The following is a 16,022-nucleotide window of genomic DNA, read 5'->3' on the forward strand; positions in this document are numbered from 1 at the left end:
ACGAGGGCCGCGGCGGCTCCCGGGCCCACACCCTTGGAACAGCGGAAGGCCAAGACCACCCATGGCACCACCCGAAGCAGTACCTCAGGCACCGGACGCGGCCGTACCCACGGCCGCCGCGGTGCTCGAAGCCCGCTCGGTGAGCAAACGGTTCCCCGGCGTCGTCGCCCTGGACGACGTCTCCTTCTCCCTGCGCGCCGGCGAGACGCACGCGCTCGTCGGCGAGAACGGCGCCGGCAAGTCCACCCTCATCAAGGTGCTGACCGGTGTGTACCGGCCGGACGGGGGCGACCTGCGGATGGCGGGTCAGCCGGTGAGGTTCGCCCGGCCGTTCGAGTCCCAGCAGGCCGGCATCTCCACGATCTACCAGGAGGTGAACCTCGTCCCGCTGATGAGCGTGGCGCGCAACATCTTCCTCGGCCGCGAACCCAAGAACCGCCTCGGCCTCATCGACTTCGCCCGCATGCACCGGGAGACGGCCGAACTGCTCGACGGCTTCGGCGTACGCGTCGACCCGCGCCGGCCCCTGCACACCCTAGGGATCGGCACGCAGCAGATGGTCGCCCTGGCACGGGCCGTCTCGGTCAACGCCCAGGTCGTCATCATGGACGAACCCACCTCCTCGCTCGAACCGCGTGAGGTGGAGACCCTCTTCGGGGTCATCGAGACCCTGCGCGCCCAGGGCATCGCCGTGCTCTACGTCAGCCACCGCATGGACGAGCTGTACCGGATCTGCGACCGCGTCACCGTACTGCGCGACGGCCGCCACATCCACACCGGCGACCTCGCCGACCTCGACCGGATGCAGCTCGTCTCGATGATGCTCGGCCGCGACATGGCCGAGGTCCGCCGCTCCGGCGTCACCAACTTCGCGGCCGAGGGACACGAAGCGGCCCGCACCCCGGTGCTCACCGCGACCGGCCTGACCAGCCGCCACCAGCTCCACGACATATCCCTGTCGCTGTACGCGGGCGAAGTGCTCGGCCTCGGCGGCCTCCTCGGCTCCGGACGCAGCGAGACGGCGAAGGCCCTGTCCGGTGCCCTGCCCCTGGACGCGGGCGAGCTCACCGTCGACGGCACCGCGCTGAACCGCCTCACCCCGGCCGCCGCCATCCGGGCCGGGATCAGCCTGCTGCCCGAGGACCGCAAGGCGGAGGGAATCGTCCCCGGCCTCTCCGTCCGCGAGAACATCGTGCTGGCCGCCATGCCGCGCCTCTCCCGGGCCGGTGTCGTCTCCCGCGCCAAGCAGGACCGGATCGTCGACATCTTCATGAAGCGCCTGCGGATCAAGGCGTCCAGCCCCGAGCAGAAGGTCGGCGAACTCTCCGGCGGCAACCAGCAGAAGGTCCTGCTGGCCCGCTGGCTCTGTCTGGAACCCAAGGTCCTGCTGCTCGACGAACCCACCCGCGGCATCGACGTCGGCGCCAAGGCCGAGGTCCAGAGCCTCATCGACGACCTCGCCCTCGAGGGCCTGGCCGTCCTGCTCATCTCCTCCGACATCGAGGAGCTCATCGAGGGCGCCGACCGGATCGTCGTCCTGCGCGGCGGAGCCGTCGCAGGCGAACTGGCGGGCGACGAGGTGGCCGAGAGCCGGCTGCTCGAAGTGCTCGCCGACCACGCACCGGCGCCGGGAGACAAGGCCCCGGCCGCTCAGGAGGACCCCCGATGACCCAGGCCGCCGTCTCCCCACCCGTAGAGCCCGCGAAGCAGCCCGTCACGCGTGTGACGCCCCTGGCACGGCTGCGTGACCCCGCCTGGTACCAGGAATACGGCGTGTACGTCGCCGTGGCGGTGGTGCTGCTCTTCAACGCCCTGTTCACCGACCACTTCATGACCGCGGACAACTTCCGCACCCAGCTCGTCCAGGTCGCCCCCATCGTCATCGTCGCCCTGGGCATGGCCCTGGTCATCGGGACCGAGGGCGTCGACCTCTCCGTCGGCTCGACCATGGCGCTCGCCGCCGCGTTCCTGCCGCTCTACCTCGGATACGGGCTCGTGCCCGCGCTCGTCGTCTCGCTCCTCGCGGGCGCGGTCGTCGGAGCGGTCAACGGCACACTGGTCTCCCTCATCGGGCTGCAGCCCATCGTGGCCACGCTCGCCCTCTTCGTCGGCGGCCGGGGACTGGCCCTGGTCATGGCCGACGGCCAGCTCAAGCAGATCGTCAACCCCGACCTGCTGTCGCTGGGCACCGGGTCCTTCCTCGGCATTCCGCTGGTCGTCCTGATCGCCGGAGTCCTCGCCGTCGCCGTGGCCTTCCTCGTGCAGCGCACCACCTTCGGGCGGCAGATCGTCGCCGTCGGCGGCAACCGGTCCGCCGCCGCACTCGCGGGACTCCCCGTGAAGCGCGTCCTCATCGGTGTGTACGTGCTGTGCGGCGTGCTCGCGGCCCTCGCCGGCATCCTCGCCACGGCCAGGCTCACCGCGAGCGACCCGTCCTCGCTCGGCACCCTCATGGAACTCTCCGCCATCACGGCGGTCGTGGTCGGCGGCACGCCCCTCAACGGCGGCTCCATCCGGGTGCTCGGCACCGTGGCCGGCGCCCTGCTGATGCAGCTCCTGCGCGCCACACTCGTCAAGCACGACCTGCCCGACTCCACCGCACAGATCGCCCAGGCGGCCATCATCATCGCCGCCGTCTACGTCGCCCGGGAGCGTCGGTCCCGATGAACGAAACCACACCCGCCCCCGCAGTCCAGGCCCCGGCCGTGCGGAAGCCGGCCGCACCCGCGGACGGCAAGGCTCCCCGCCCCGCCGCCCCCGCACCGGACACCAAGCAGCGCATCGCCGAAGTCCTCCAGCGCCAGGGCGTCCTCGCGGTCCTGCTGACCGTCGTGATCGCCGCATCGTTCATCTACCCGACCTTCGCCTCCCTGGACAACGCGCGCGGTGTGACGATCCAGGCGTCCTTCCTCGCCGTGGTCGCCCTCGGCATGACCATGGTCATCATCACCGGCGGCATCGACCTGTCCGTCGGGTCGGTATTCGCCCTCGGCGGAGTCCTCGCCGCGTGGGCCTCGCAGTACGGCTTCCTCGCCGCCCTGCTCGTACCCCTCGTGGTGTGCGGTGCGATCGGGCTGCTCAACGGGCTCCTGATCGCCCGGGGCAACATGGCGCCCTTCATCGTCACCCTCGCCACCCTGCTGGCCGCCCGCGGTCTGCTGCTCACCCTCACCGACGAGGGCGCCACCACCTACCTGGTGCCCAAGGACTCCGCCTTCGGGGAGCTCGGGCAGGGCAGCGTCTGGGGCTTCGGCCACCCGATCCTGATCGCCCTGGTCCTGTTCGGGGCCGGCGGACTGGTCCTGCAGCGCACCTCGTTCGGGCAGACCCTCTTCGCCGTCGGCGGCAGCAGCGACGCCGCCACCCTGATGGGCCTCCCGGTCGCCCGCACCAAGATCCTCGTCTACACCCTCAGCGGCCTGCTGGCAGGACTCGCCGGTGCGCTCAACGCGGCCCGGCTGTCCTCCGGTGTCACCATCGTCGGCGTGGGCATGGAACTGGACGCGATCTCCGCGGTCGTCATCGGCGGCACGCTGCTCATCGGCGGTGCCGGCTCGATCAGCGGAACCCTGTGGGGCGTCCTGCTGCTGGCCGTCATCCAGAACCTGATCAACCAGATCGGCTCGCTCAACTCCTCGTACCAGTCGGTGGTCAGCGGCGGTTTCCTTATCGTTGTCGTGGTGGCCCAGCGCTATCTGGCGCGCAGTCGCAGAAGCACCTGACGACGAACCAGCTGTACCGAGCCGAACCACTGAGCCAAGTCGAGCCAAGGAGTGCCGTGGGCGTCAGCCTCAAGGACGTTGCGCATCGGGCGGGCGTGTCCATCAAGACCGTGTCGAACGTGGTCAACAACTATCAGCACGTCACACCGGCGATGCGCGCCAAGGTGCAGAAGGCGATCGACGAACTCGGCTACCGGCCGAACCTCACCGCCCGCCACCTGCGCAAGGGCCGCACCGGGATCATCGCCCTCGCCGTACCCGAGTTCGGCAACCCCTACTTCGCCGAACTCGCCGGAGCGGTCGTCGACGCGGCCGCCCGGCACGACTACACCGTCCTGGTCGACCACACCGCCGGCCTCCGGGAGAAGGAACTCCTGGTCAGCCAGGGATTCCGGTCCCATGTGATCGACGGCCTCATCCTCAGCCCCATCCACCTGGAGACCGAGGACCTCATGGCACGCACCGAGACGGCGCCGCTGGTGCTGCTCGGTGAGCGCGAGTACGAGGCCCCGTACGACCACATCGCCATCGACAACGTCGCGGCGTCCCGCGAGGCCGTGCGCCACCTCATCGACAACGGCAGCCGCAGGATCGCGTTCCTCGGCTCACGTACCGGACGCGAACGCCAGCCCGCGCATCTGCGGCTGCGCGGCTGGCGCGAGGAACTGGCCGCCGCGGGCATCGAGCCGGACGAGTCCCTCGTCGTGGTCACCGACGGATACGGCCGCGAGGACGGCGCCACAGCCATGGCCTCGCTCCTGGACCGGGGCGAGCGGCCGGACGCCGTGTTCGCGTACAACGACCTCATCGCCATCGGAGCGATGCGGACCATCACCGAACGCGGGCTGAGCATCCCGGACGACATCGCCGTCGTCGGCTTCGACGACATCGAGGAGAGCCGGTACGGCACCACCACGCTCACCACCATCGCCCCGGACAAGGAGGCCATCGCCCGGCTGGCCGTCGACAGCCTCGTCGAACGCCTCTCGGGCGAACCGGTCTCCGAACCACGCCGGCCCCGACCCGGCTACCGCCTCATCGTCCGCGAATCCACCGCACCCGGGCGTGCCCCCGCTCATCCCAAGGACCTCTGATGCCGCGCCCCACCGTGCACCGCACACCGTTCGGCTCCGCCCACGGGACGGAGACCGGCCTGTGGACCCTCGACTCCGGTACGGGAGTCGTCGCCCAGGTACTCACCTACGGCGCCTCCCTCCACAGCCTCACCGTGCCCGACACCAAGGGCACGCCCGCCTCCGTCGTACGGTCGCTCGCCACCGTCGACGACTACACGGGCAAACACCCGTACTTCGGCGCGGTCGTCGGCCGCTACGCCAACCGCATCGCGAACGGCCGCTTCACCCTGGACGGGGAGACGCACCACATCCCCGCCAACGACCGCGGCCACGCACTGCACGGGGGCCCCGAGGGCTTCCACACCAAGGTGTGGGACGCCACGGCGGACGGCACCGACGACAGCGTGTCCCTGCACCTCACCCTGCACAGCCCCGACGGCGACATGGGGTTCCCCGGCGCGCTCGACGCGACGGTCACGTACACCCTCGACACCGCGGGCACCCTGGCCATCGACTACGCCTCGGTCACCGACCGCGCCACGGTCGTCAACCTCACCAACCACGCCTACTTCGACCTGGCAGGCCGTGGCGACGTCCTCGGCCACCGGCTGGAGGTCGACGCCGACACCTATCTGCCGGTGGACGGCGACGGCATCCCCCTGGGAGCTCCGGCCGCGGTACGGGGCACACCCTTCGACCTCACCGCACCCCGCGTACTGGGGGAGTCCATCGGACTGGAGGACGAACAGCTGCGCCTGGCGGGCGGATACGACCACTGCTGGGTGCTGCGCGGGACCGGTGCGGGTCTGCGCCGCGCCGCCCGCCTCACCGCCCCGGACTCGGCCCGGGTCCTGGAGGTGTGGACCACCGAGCCGGGCGTGCAGGTCTACACCGCCAACCAGCTCGACGGCTCGTTCACCGACGCCTCCGGACGCCGCCACGAACGCCACGGCGCGGTCTGCCTGGAGACCCAGCACCTGCCCGACTCACCCAACCGCCCCGGCCAGCCCAGCACCGTCCTGCGCCCCGGAGAGACCGCGCGGAGCCGCACCGAACTGCGCTTCCCGCACCTTGGGGCCTAATTCGATTGCCCCTCGAAGCGGCTGCCTGCTGTAATTCCGGCACCAGCCGAACAACCCTGGAGAAATTCATGCGCCGAGCTTCTGTGTCCACCCAGACAGGAATTCACACCTATCTCGAGGGCATGAAGCTCAGTGCACACATTGAACCTGGGAATTCTGGCGCACGTCGACGCCGGTAAGACGAGCCTGACCGAGCGGCTTCTCCACGCCGCGGGAGTCATCGACACCGTCGGCAGCGTCGACGACGGCAGCACACAGACCGACTCGCTGGCGCTCGAACGGCAACGCGGCATCACCATCAAGTCCGCGGTCGTCTCCTTCGTCATCGACCACGTGGCGGTCAACCTCATCGACACCCCGGGCCACCCGGACTTCATCGCCGAGGTGGAACGGGTCCTCGGCGTGCTCGACGGAGCGGTGCTCGTCGTCTCCGCCGTGGAGGGCGTTCAGGCACAGACCCGTGTCCTGATGCGGACGCTGCGCAGGCTGCGGATCCCCACACTCGTCTTCGTCAACAAGACCGACCGCGGCGGCGCCCGCTACGAAGGTGTCCTCGCGGACATCGCCGAGCGGCTGTCCCGCGACATCGTCGCGATGGGTTCGGCCGAGGCGCTGGGCACCCGCGAAGCCCGCACCGCACCGTTCACCGCCGCGGACCCGGGATTCACCACCGCGCTGACCGATCTGCTCACCGGTCACGACGACGACCTGCTGGCCGCCTACGTCGACGACGCGACGGGCATCCCGTACGACCGGCTGCGCGCCGCCCTGGCGGAGCAGACCCGGCAGACGCTGGTGCACCCGGTGTACTTCGGCTCCGCGGCCACCGGGGCGGGCGTGCCGGAACTGATCGCGGGAATCACCGAGCTGCTGCCCGTCACCGGCCAGGATGCCGGAGGACCGGCTGCGGGCACGGTGTTCAAGGTCGAGCGCGGTCCCGCCGGGGAGAAGATCGCGTACGTCCGGATGTTCTCCGGAACGCTGCGCACGCGTGAACGCGTCCCCTTGCGGGGGGACGGCGAGGACGACGGGCGCGAGGGCAAGATCTCCGGCATCACCGTCTTCGACCGCGGTGCGGACGACCGCGCTTCCGCTCTGACCGCCGGCCGGATCGGCAGGCTGCGGGGGCTCGGCGCCGTCCGGATCGGCGACAGGATCGGTGAGGCGCCCGCGAAGCCACAGGCGCAGGCCCACTTCGCCCCGCCGACGCTGGAGACGGTGGTGACCCCTGTCCGCCGGGAGGACCGGGGCGCCCTGCACACCGCGCTCGGCCACCTCGCGGAGCAGGACCCGCTCATCGGCGTACGGCGTGACGACATCCGTCAGGAGATCTCCCTCTCGCTCTACGGCGAGGTGCAGAAGGAGGTCATCCAGGCGACGCTGGCGGACGAGTACGGCATCGAGGTGACCTTCCGGGAGACCACGACCATCTGCCTGGAACGGCCGGCCGGGACCGGCACGGCCGTCGAGGTCATCGACCGGGAACCCAATCCCTTCCTCGCCACGGTCGGCCTCCGCGTCGATCCCGCACCGGCCGGCAGCGGGGTGGAATTCCGGCGGGAGGTGGAACTCGGATCCATGCCCTTCTCCCTGATGAGGGCCGTGGAGGACACCGTGCTGGAGACACTCGGCCAGGGAATTCACGGATGGCAGGTCACCGACTGCACCGTCACCCTGACGCATTCCGGCTACTGGCCCCGGCAGAGTCATTCGCACGCGGTGTTCGACAAGAGCATGTCGAGCACCGCGGGAGACTTCCGCAACCTGACTCCGCTGGTGCTCATGGACGCGCTGAAACAGGCCGGAACCACGGTGTACGAGCCGATGCACCGATTCCGCATCGAGCTCCCGGCCGATACGTTCGGCCCCCTCGTCCCGGTCCTGGCACGGCTGCGCGCCGTTCCCCGGACTCCGCTGACGCGGGGCCGCGTGTGCACCCTGGAGGGCGAGGTCCCCGCCGCCCGCATCCACGAACTGCAGCAGCTGTTGCCGGAGCTGTCACGCGGCGAGGGGGTGCTGGAGTCCGACTTCGCGCACTACCGGCAGGTCGAGGGACCGGTTCCGCAGCGGCCCCGTACCGACCACGACCCGCTCCACCGCAAGGAGTACCTGCTGCGCACCTTGCGGCGGGTGGCCGGGGGCGAAGGCGCCCGGGCGTGACGGACGCGCATCGCGCGCCCGCCGCGCCCGGGTCCACCCCGGGTCACTTCAGGTAGGTACCCGCCGTCCCGATCATGCCGGGGGCCGCGTTCTTCCCGCCGAGGTCGAGGACGTACACCCGCAGGTTGCCCTTGCCCGGCGCCGGGACGGCGAGCGTGCCGCCCGTCACCACCCGGGTGTCGCCGGTGACGGCGTCCTTGTAGGTGCCGTTGGGGATGCCCGTGTACGTGGCACTGCCGGTGACCGTCACCAGCGCGAAGCTGTCCGTGCCGCTCGCCGCGTCGGTGTAGCGGCGCTTGTACGCCATCGACCCGGTGATGCCCTCGGTGGAGTACTGGCCCATCTGCAGGGCCGGCACGGCCCGTCGGATCTCGTTGAGCCGCTGCACATGCTTGACCAGCGGCTTCGCGAGGGTGTCGGCGACGGCACCGGTCGCCGAGGAGACCTTGCTGAAGTCGGACGCCTTGACGTCGCCCGCGAGTTGACCGCCGAAGTAGGCGCGACCTGTCGTCGCCAGCGGGCAGGTGGGCCCGCAGTCGATCTTCTTGCCGGCCTGGAACTCGACCTCGGAGCCGTAGTAGAGCGTGGGGATGCCCCGGAAGGTCCACATCAGGGACATGTTCTCGGCCCAGGCGTCGGTGCCGCCCGCGTACCGTTCGCTGCTCTTGTTGGGTCCGTAGTCGTGGCTGTCGACGTACACGACGTTGTAGGTGGCGTCGTTGTAACTGTCGTCGGAGTCCTTGCCGTTGTTGTACGCGTTGTTGGCGTCACCGAAGTTCATGTGCATGCGCATGTCGATGACGTTCATCCCGGAGAACCTGCTGTGGTCCGGTGCGTGGTACGCGTTGCCGTTCAGGAAGGCGTTGCTGGAGGTCGGCTGGGAGCCGGTGCCCTGCTGCTGTTCGTAGTCGTACATCTCCAGCGCGGCCTTCTCGTCGTCCGCGTTGTACTCCTTGCGTTCCTTCCAGGTGTAGAACTGCGCGGAGTGGTTGACCGAGCCTCGGTTCCACTTGTCGTTGACGAAGGCCGCGACCTCACCGAAGACGAAGAAGTTCTTCGCGGCCTCGGCGCCGAACCGCTGGGTGACGCGCTCCTGGATCGCCGGCAGGAAGCGGCGGTTCCAGGTCGTACGGGGGATGTGCACGGCGGTGTCGACCCGGAAGCCGTCCACGCCCATGTCGATGTACTTGTTGTAGGCGCCGATCAGGTAGTTCTGTACGGGCGTGCTCTCGGTGTTGAAGTCGGCGAGGTCGTCGTGCAGCCAGCAGCTGCGGGAGTCCTCGCCCTCCCAGTTCCCGATCCAGCAGTTGTGGTAGTACGCCTTCGGGAACATGCCCGAAGTGGGGTTGGGCCACTGGCAGTTGTAGATCCGGTACCCCTCGGGCGAGGTGTACCGGGTGGGCGTGCCCCAGTTGACGCAGGTGTTGCCCGAAGGTTCGGCGGTGGACCACAGATCGCCGTTGTAGTACGACTTCCCGGACTTGGGCTCGACGGTCAGGCCGTCGTACTCGAACCCGTCGTTCTTCTCGTCGTAGAACCAGCTCCACTGGGTGTCGCGGACTCCGTAGGCCTTCGGGGTGAACAGGCCCTTGGCGCCCCAGCGCGAGGAGTGGTTGTAGACGACGTCCTGGTAGATCTTCATGCCCTTGGCGTGGGCCGCGTTGATGAGGTCCTGGTAGGAGGCGCCGGCGGACTCCAGCCGGGCGTCGACCTCGTAGAAGTCGTAGCCGTGATAGCCGTGGTAGTCGTAGTCGGACCGGTTCAGCACCACCGGGGTGATCCACACGGCGGACATACCGAGGCCCTTGATGTAGTCGAGCTTCTCGACCAGGCCCTTGAAGTCGCCGCGGAACATGGGGTCGTTGTCGGCCGCGTTGCCCGACTTCGTGTGCTGGCTCCCGCCCCGGTCGTTGGAGGTGTCACCGTCGTTGAAGCGGGCGGTGAGCACGAAGTAGATCGGGTCCTTGCGGGGATCGGTGCCCAGCGGCTCCCCGGACGCCGGGGCCGCGGGCTTCTCGCCCGTGGTCGCGGTGGCGGATGCGGAGGCGCCCGACACGTTCCCGGCGGCGTCGACGGCCCTGACGGTGTAGCTGTAGGCCGTCCTCTCCTCCAGCCCGGTGTCGGAGTACACCGTGGAGCCGACGTCGGTGACCATCGTGCCCTTCGTGCCCCCGGTCCGGGTGACCTGGTACTTCGTCACACCACGGTCATCGTTGGACGGGTCCCAGGTCAGCACGACGGAGACACCGTCGGCGTCCGCGGTCACCTTCGTGGGCACGGTCGGTGCCTGGGTGTCCGGGACCTCCGCGGCGCAGGGGTCCTTCGCGCCGGCGGTGACCTTCTTGTCCTTCACCGTGGTGAGCCCGGCCGGGACCGTGTAGTTGGCGCCGTTGTTGTTGTCCCACACCCCGTTGCCGTTGTTGAACGTGGCGAGCATCGTGGTCGCCGTGCCGAGGTCGACCGACTTCTTCACCCAGCCGGTACAGGCGGCCTCCATGCCCACGCCGGGCACGGTGGTCCAGGTGCCGCCCGCCGGCTGGTAGTGCAGATTGGTGGTGGTCCAGCCGACCGTCGCGGTCGAGTAGTAGACCGCCGCGCTGTGCGTCTCTTCGGGGTCGGCGGTCGGAGTCGGGTCCGTACCGGTGTCCGCGCACGGGTCGCTGTGGGCCACCACGCCGTCCTTGACGGTGATGCTGCCGGCGCCCAGGGCGTAGTTCTTCCCGGCGTTGTTGTCCCAGACGCCCGAACCGTTGTTGAACGTCGCGGCCAGGCCGGACGCGCTGCCCAGGGTGACGGTCTGCTTCACCCAGTCCGTGCACGCGGCCTCCATCGCCACACCCGGAACGGCGGTCCAGGAGCCGCCGTCGGGTGCGTAGTGGAGTTTGTACGCGGACCAGTTCTTGGTCTTCGTGTAGTAGAAGACGGTCGCGGTGGACTCCGAAGCAGCCACCGGTACAGCCGAATCGGGACCAGCGGCCTTCGGTACCGCGGTCAGGAGCCCCAGCATCACGGTGGCTGCGACGGCCGCTCCCAGAGGGCGTCCGAGCAGCCGGGTGGGGGTGCGTTTCATTCGTGTGTCTCCAGGGGAGTGCCACGGGCGGGTGGACCGTGGCAGCCAACAGCACAACCGCTCCGCGAGCGGCTGCGAGGATCCCGCCGGAGAACCCGGACGCGCCTCGGGGTTCGGGCGAGCAGTGCGTTCCGACAGCAAGTGCTGTCAGAATGTTGCTGCAATCTTTTGCAGTCAGGAAGTTACCCGCGCATGACAGGCGCGTAAAGGGGTTGCGTAGAGGCACCTGGCCGCGGGTTCCGGCGGAATGGCGGACTGCCCGCCGGCGTTCGGACGTTCATGACCTACTTCGTCGACGTGACAGTGCGCGGCTACGAGCTCGACACCCAGGGCCACCTCAACCAGGCCGTCTATCTCCAGTACGCGGAACACGCGCGCTGGGAGCTGCTGCGGGCCGCCGGACTGCCCCAGGAGAAGCTGCTGGCCGACGGAATCGGCCCGGTGCAGCTGGAAGTGACGGTGAAGTACCTGAGCGAACTTCGTGGCGGTGACAGCGTGCGCGTGAGCTGCGCGTTCGTCTACGGCGCGGGCAAGACGTTCGAGGTCGTGCAGCAGATCGTCAAGGAGGACGGCACCCTGGCCGCGGACATCAGGGCCGTCGGCGGCATCCTCGATCTGGCGGCCCGTCGGCTGGTCGCGGATCCGGCCCGGCGTCTCGCCTCGCTGGCCGAGAAGCCGGACCTCCTCGGCGTCACCGTCTGACCGGGTCGGGTGACGCCGGCCTGACCGGGGCCGGGTGACGCCGACCTGACCGGGCGACACCGGCCACCGGGGCCGGGCGGCTCAGTCCGCCGTGCCGCCCGACTCCAGCTTCGTGATCGCCCGTGCGAGGCGGGCAGCCCTCAGCCCGGGCGTTCTCGCCTTGAGGAGCTCGAGAATCACCAGGTACCTGTCCGTCCTGCCGAGCTCCTCGAACCGCCGCGCCGCCAGGGAGCCGGGGACCAGCGCGGCCGCGAGGTCCTCGGGCACGGTGGCCTCCTTCTGCGAGGGGTAAGCCGCCGCCCACCGCCCGTCCTCCCGCGCGGCCCGTACCTCGGCCAGCCCCGGCTCCCGCATCAGTCCGGCCGCCGTCAGCGCCTCGACCTTGCGCACGTTGACCTGGGACCAGTGACCGCCCTTGCGACGGCGCGAGATCCGCTGGAGGTAGTACGTCTCGTCGAGGGACTTGCGCTGCCCGTCGATCCAGCCGTAACAGAGCACGGCGTCGATGATCTCGGAGGCCGTCACGGACTCGATGCCGGTGCTCTTCTTCGCGACCTTCACCCACAGGTCCGACCGCACCCCGTGATGCCGCTCCAGCCAGTCCCTCAGTTCCTCGACCCGCTCGAAGACCTGCGGCTCCACGCCCGGTTCCGTGCCGTCGGCCATGGTCACGTCCGCCTCCTCCAGGGGAGCCTGGGGCATCTCCCCGAGCTCCTGAGCACACGTTAGGCGCCCTGTAGGACAGTTTCCGTCCTACAGGGCGCCGGGGTGATCCCTGTCAGGCGGAGGCGGCGAACTGATGGGTGCCCGATCCGGCGGCGAAGACCGCACATCCGTCGTCCAGGCGCAGGAACCTCGCGGAGGCCTGGCCGGCGCTCCGCTCGTCGCCACCCGGAATCCACACCTCGGCGGTCGTGTTGGCAGGCAGGACGACCCTCAGCGCGAAGCCGTCCGCATCCGTCTTCCAGCGCGTCGTGACCGGCCCGTACAAGGAGTCGAACCGGCCCTCGGCCTGCGTCACTCCGCCGCCCGGACGCGGTCGCACGACGACCTTCCGGAAGCCGGGGCTCCCCGGTGCGATGCCCGCGATGTTCGCGTACATCCACTCACCCACGGAGCCGTACGCGTAGTGGTTGAAGGAGTTCATCCCTGCGTCCTGGAAGCTGCCGTCCGGCCGGATGGAGTCCCACCGCTCCCACATCGTCGTGGCGCCCCGGTCGATCTGGTAGCCCCAGCTCGGGAAGGTGCGCTGCGTCAGCAGCCGGTAGGCGACATCCGTGTGCCCGGTGTCGGTCAGCACCGGCAGCAGCCGCGGGGTCCCGAGAAACCCCGTCGACAGATGCCAGTCCTTCGCCTCGATGAGCGCGACCAGCCGGTCGGCCGCCGGCCCTCGGTCGCCCTCCGTCAGCAGATCCATGGACAGAGCAAGTACGTAGGCCGTCTGTGTATCGCCCTTGACGCGTCCGCCGGCCGTCACGTACGCGGCCCGGAACGCGTCGCGCACCCGGCCGAAGAGGCTCCGGTACGGCGCCGGGTCCTTGCCCAGCGCCTCGGCGATGCGGGCGACGAGGTCGGCGCTGTGGGCGAAGTACGCCGTGCCGATGACGTCCTTGGGCGTCTCGTCCTCGATGTTGAGCCAGTCGCCGTAGCCGTCGGCGGGCCGCAGCAGCCCGGTGCTGTGTGCCTCCAGGTACTCGAGCCACTTCAGCATCGAGGACCAGGACTGCTCCAGGACCCGCACATCGCCGTACGCCTGGTACAGGGCCCACGGTACGGTCACCCCGGCGTCTCCCCAGCCCGCCGCACCGCTGCCGACACCCGGAAGGTCCGGGGCGACGTTCGGGAACGCGCCGTCGGCGACCTGGTCGTCGCGCAGGTCGTGGAGCCACTTCGTGAGGAAGCGTGCCGACTCCATCGTGTACGCGGCGGTGGGCGCGAAGACGTTGATGTCACCGGTCCAGCCGAGGCGCTCGTCCCGCGCGGGGGTGTCCGTCGGGATGGAGAGGAAGTTGCCGCGCTGCCCCCAGGTGATGTTGCTGTGGAGCTGGTTGAGCATGGGCACATCGGTCGTGAAGTCCATGGTGAACGGTGCCGAGGTGTGGATGACACGGCCCACGATCGCGTCGGGACCCGGCCGGCCGGGATAGCCCGTCACCTCCACGTAGCGGAAGCCGTGGAAGGTGAAGCGGGGTTCGTACGTCTCCCGGCCGCCGCCCTTGAGCGTGTACGTGTCCGTGGCACGGGCGGTGCGCAGGTTGGTCGTGTAGATCGTGCCGTCCGGGTTCAGGACCTCGGCATGCCGCAGCCGCACCGTCGTGCCGGCCGGCCCCGACACGGTGAGGAGCGGGGTGCCCACCATGTTCTGGCCGAGGTCGAACACGAACACACCGGGCTCCGGTTCGGTCACCTCACGTGCCGTCAGTTCGCGCTCGACACGACATGCCCCGTCCACTTCGGCGACGAGTGCCGCCGTGACGTCGTCCACCCGATCGGCGCCGAGCCACCCCGACGCGTCGAAGCCGGCCCGCGTCCAGCCGTCGGTCTCCAGTCGGGCGTCGTACTCCTCGCCCGCCATGAGATCGGCGCCGGTGACGGGCCCGGTCGCGGCGCGCCAGTCGGTCCCCGACACCACCCGATCGGTCGAGCCGTCCGTGAAGGTGATTTCCAACTGGGCAAGAACGGCAGGCTGTTCGCCGTACTGATGCGGGCCGAACCAGGCGATGTTTCCGGCGTACCAGCCTGCCGCGAGCGTGACCCCGAGTGCGTTCCCGCCCGGTGCGAGCAGTCCGGTCACGTCGTACGTCTGGTACTGGACCCGCTTGTCGTAGTCGGTCCAGCCCGGTGCGAGCCGGTCCTCGCCGACCCGCCGACCGTTGAGGAACACCTCGTACAGCCCGAGTGCGGTCGAGTACAGCCTGGCGCGCGCCACCCGCTTGCGGCCGAGCCGGAACTCCCTGCGCAGCTGGGTGGCGGGGGAGTGCGCCACCTGGACGCGGCCCCAGGGCCCGGAACCCCAGGGGGCGAGGACCTTGGCGGCGGACCACGCCCTGTCGTCGTAGGTACCGGACCCCCAGTCCCCCGAAGGCTCCTTGTCGGTGGTCCGCCAGTCTGCGCCGGTGGCCAGGGTGACCACACCGTCAGCGGTGGTCACCTCCAGCAGGCCGAGCAGTCCGGCGGGTCCTTCCGTCGCGTTGGTGGCCGACACGGCGATCACGTGGACGCCCGGGGAGAGCCGGTCCGTCACATCCCTCAGGACGGGCCGCTGCCAGTTGTTGGCGGGGCCGTCCGCCTCGGTGTGCGCCACCTCCACGCCGTCGACCCGGGCGGTGAACCCGTCATCGGCCGTCATGACCAGGCGCGCGCGGGTGACACCGGCCGGAACCTCCACCCGGCCCCGGAACCAGCGGGTGGCCGCGGGCGCACCGGCGGCCGGATCGCCCTCGGGGAACCAGATCCACGAGGCGTCGTCCAGAGCGGGCGCAGCGGTCAGCGCGGCCGGCGCGCCGATCCAGCCTGCCGACCAGTCCGATTCGGCCAGGAGCCCGGTCTCCCACCAGGACGGCTCGCTCCACCCGGAGACCTGCCCGCCGGAGTCCCACACACGCACCGACCAGTGGTAGCGCGTACGGGACACCGGCGCCGGGCCCGCGTACGGGACCAGCACCGACCGGTCGGACTCGACCTTGCCGCTGTCCCAGACGTCGGGCTTCGTGAGGCGTTCCGGGGCGGTGGCGACCCGCACCTGGTACGCGGTCTGGGTCCGGCCCGGGACCTCCGACGCGACCGGCCAGCTCAGCCTCGGACGCGGGGTGTCGAGACCGAGAGGATGGCGCACGTACTCGACGGTCGGCTCGGTGACACGGGCCCGGCCGGCGGCTGCCCGCGCCGGTCCGGCAGCGTGCGCGGCTGGTGCGGACACCGCGGCGAGCGCCGCGGTGGCTGCGGTGGTGCTGAGCAGTCGTCTTCTGCTGATCACAACTCGGCTCCGTAACGACGCGGGGATGAATCGTTTCAGTCCTGTGAAGCTAGAGTTGTGTCCGGTCCCTGTCAAGGGTTCGTTCGCGATCGAGGTCTTTCTGGCTTGATGATTGAAAGCCTGCTGTGTGCGGCATTGACGTCCGTAGGGGAGGGGGTTTACGTTCGCCCGCAGAAGCAGGTTGAAACCTTTCACGTGATCGGCCAAATGGGCCTGCCCCGGTACCGATCTTTG

General features: G+C 69.9%; 10 protein-coding genes. 7 read left to right on the forward strand and 3 right to left on the reverse strand.

The window, feature by feature from the left end; translation table 11 throughout:
- The first annotated feature begins 61 nt into the window (after positions 1 to 61).
- The 6 genes from OG844_RS42375 to OG844_RS42400 all read left to right on the forward strand — a co-directional run bounded on the left by OG844_RS42375 (position 62) and on the right by OG844_RS42400 (position 8,040).
- Positions 62 to 1,669, forward strand: a complete 1,608-nt coding sequence (locus OG844_RS42375; protein ID WP_406387959.1) for a sugar ABC transporter ATP-binding protein — start codon at positions 62 to 64, stop codon at positions 1,667 to 1,669.
- On the forward strand, positions 1,666 to 2,667 hold the full coding sequence (locus OG844_RS42380; RefSeq protein ID WP_351177191.1) for an ABC transporter permease: 1,002 nt from the start codon (positions 1,666 to 1,668) through the stop codon (positions 2,665 to 2,667). Before OG844_RS42375 ends, OG844_RS42380 begins: the two co-directional genes overlap by 4 nt.
- On the forward strand, positions 2,664 to 3,722 hold the full coding sequence (locus OG844_RS42385) for an ABC transporter permease (protein WP_406387958.1): 1,059 nt from the start codon (positions 2,664 to 2,666) through the stop codon (positions 3,720 to 3,722). Before OG844_RS42380 ends, OG844_RS42385 begins: the two co-directional genes overlap by 4 nt.
- Before the next feature lie 56 nt (positions 3,723 to 3,778).
- Positions 3,779 to 4,816 carry a LacI family DNA-binding transcriptional regulator gene (locus OG844_RS42390; protein WP_406387957.1) on the forward strand — a complete coding sequence of 346 codons (1,038 nt, stop codon included), beginning with the start codon at positions 3,779 to 3,781 and terminating at the stop codon, positions 4,814 to 4,816.
- Positions 4,816 to 5,880: an aldose epimerase family protein gene (locus OG844_RS42395; RefSeq protein ID WP_406387956.1), complete on the forward strand. Its 1,065-nt coding sequence runs from the start codon at positions 4,816 to 4,818 to the stop codon at positions 5,878 to 5,880. The genes OG844_RS42390 and OG844_RS42395 overlap by 1 nt, the downstream gene beginning before the upstream one ends.
- Positions 5,881 to 6,012: 132 nt before the next feature.
- A complete protein-coding gene (locus tag OG844_RS42400) occupies positions 6,013 to 8,040 on the forward strand; it encodes a GTP-binding protein (RefSeq protein WP_406387955.1) in 2,028 nt (675 codons plus the stop codon).
- A 43-nt stretch (positions 8,041 to 8,083) separates the two neighbouring features.
- Here OG844_RS42400 and OG844_RS42405 read toward each other — a convergent pair whose 3' ends face one another.
- The gene (locus OG844_RS42405; protein ID WP_406387953.1) at positions 8,084 to 11,110 is read right to left on the reverse strand and encodes a carbohydrate binding domain-containing protein; all 3,027 of its coding nucleotides are present in this window, start codon (positions 11,108 to 11,110) and stop codon (positions 8,084 to 8,086) included.
- Positions 11,111 to 11,389: 279 nt separating this feature from the next.
- On the opposite strand from OG844_RS42405, the gene OG844_RS42410 reads away from it, so the two are divergent.
- Complete coding sequence (locus tag OG844_RS42410) at positions 11,390 to 11,812, forward strand: acyl-CoA thioesterase (protein WP_406387952.1); 423 nt, start codon at positions 11,390 to 11,392, stop codon at positions 11,810 to 11,812.
- Between the two features lie 81 nt (positions 11,813 to 11,893).
- Here OG844_RS42410 and OG844_RS42415 read toward each other — a convergent pair whose 3' ends face one another.
- Positions 11,894 to 12,514, reverse strand: coding sequence for a YdeI family protein (locus OG844_RS42415; protein ID WP_406387951.1), 621 nt, complete (start codon positions 12,512 to 12,514; stop codon positions 11,894 to 11,896).
- 76 nt (positions 12,515 to 12,590) lie between these two features.
- Positions 12,591 to 15,788 carry an alpha-L-rhamnosidase gene (locus OG844_RS42420; RefSeq protein ID WP_406387950.1) on the reverse strand — a complete coding sequence of 1,066 codons (3,198 nt, stop codon included), beginning with the start codon at positions 15,786 to 15,788 and terminating at the stop codon, positions 12,591 to 12,593.
- Positions 15,789 to 16,022 lie beyond the last annotated feature (234 nt).

This window comes from Streptomyces sp. NBC_00887 (assembly GCF_045207585.1).

Coding starts and splice junctions, on each gene's coding strand:
- OG844_RS42375 (WP_406387959.1), top strand. CDS start 62: ATGGCACCACCCGAAGCAGTACCTCAGGCACCGGACGCGGCCGTACCC.
- OG844_RS42380 (WP_351177191.1), top strand. CDS start 1,666: ATGACCCAGGCCGCCGTCTCCCCACCCGTAGAGCCCGCGAAGCAGCCC.
- OG844_RS42385 (WP_406387958.1), top strand. CDS start 2,664: ATGAACGAAACCACACCCGCCCCCGCAGTCCAGGCCCCGGCCGTGCGG.
- OG844_RS42395 (WP_406387956.1), top strand. CDS start 4,816: ATGCCGCGCCCCACCGTGCACCGCACACCGTTCGGCTCCGCCCACGGG.
- OG844_RS42405 (WP_406387953.1), bottom strand. CDS start 11,110: ATGAAACGCACCCCCACCCGGCTGCTCGGACGCCCTCTGGGAGCGGCC.
- OG844_RS42410 (WP_406387952.1), top strand. CDS start 11,390: ATGACCTACTTCGTCGACGTGACAGTGCGCGGCTACGAGCTCGACACC.
- OG844_RS42415 (WP_406387951.1), bottom strand. CDS start 12,514: ATGCCCCAGGCTCCCCTGGAGGAGGCGGACGTGACCATGGCCGACGGC.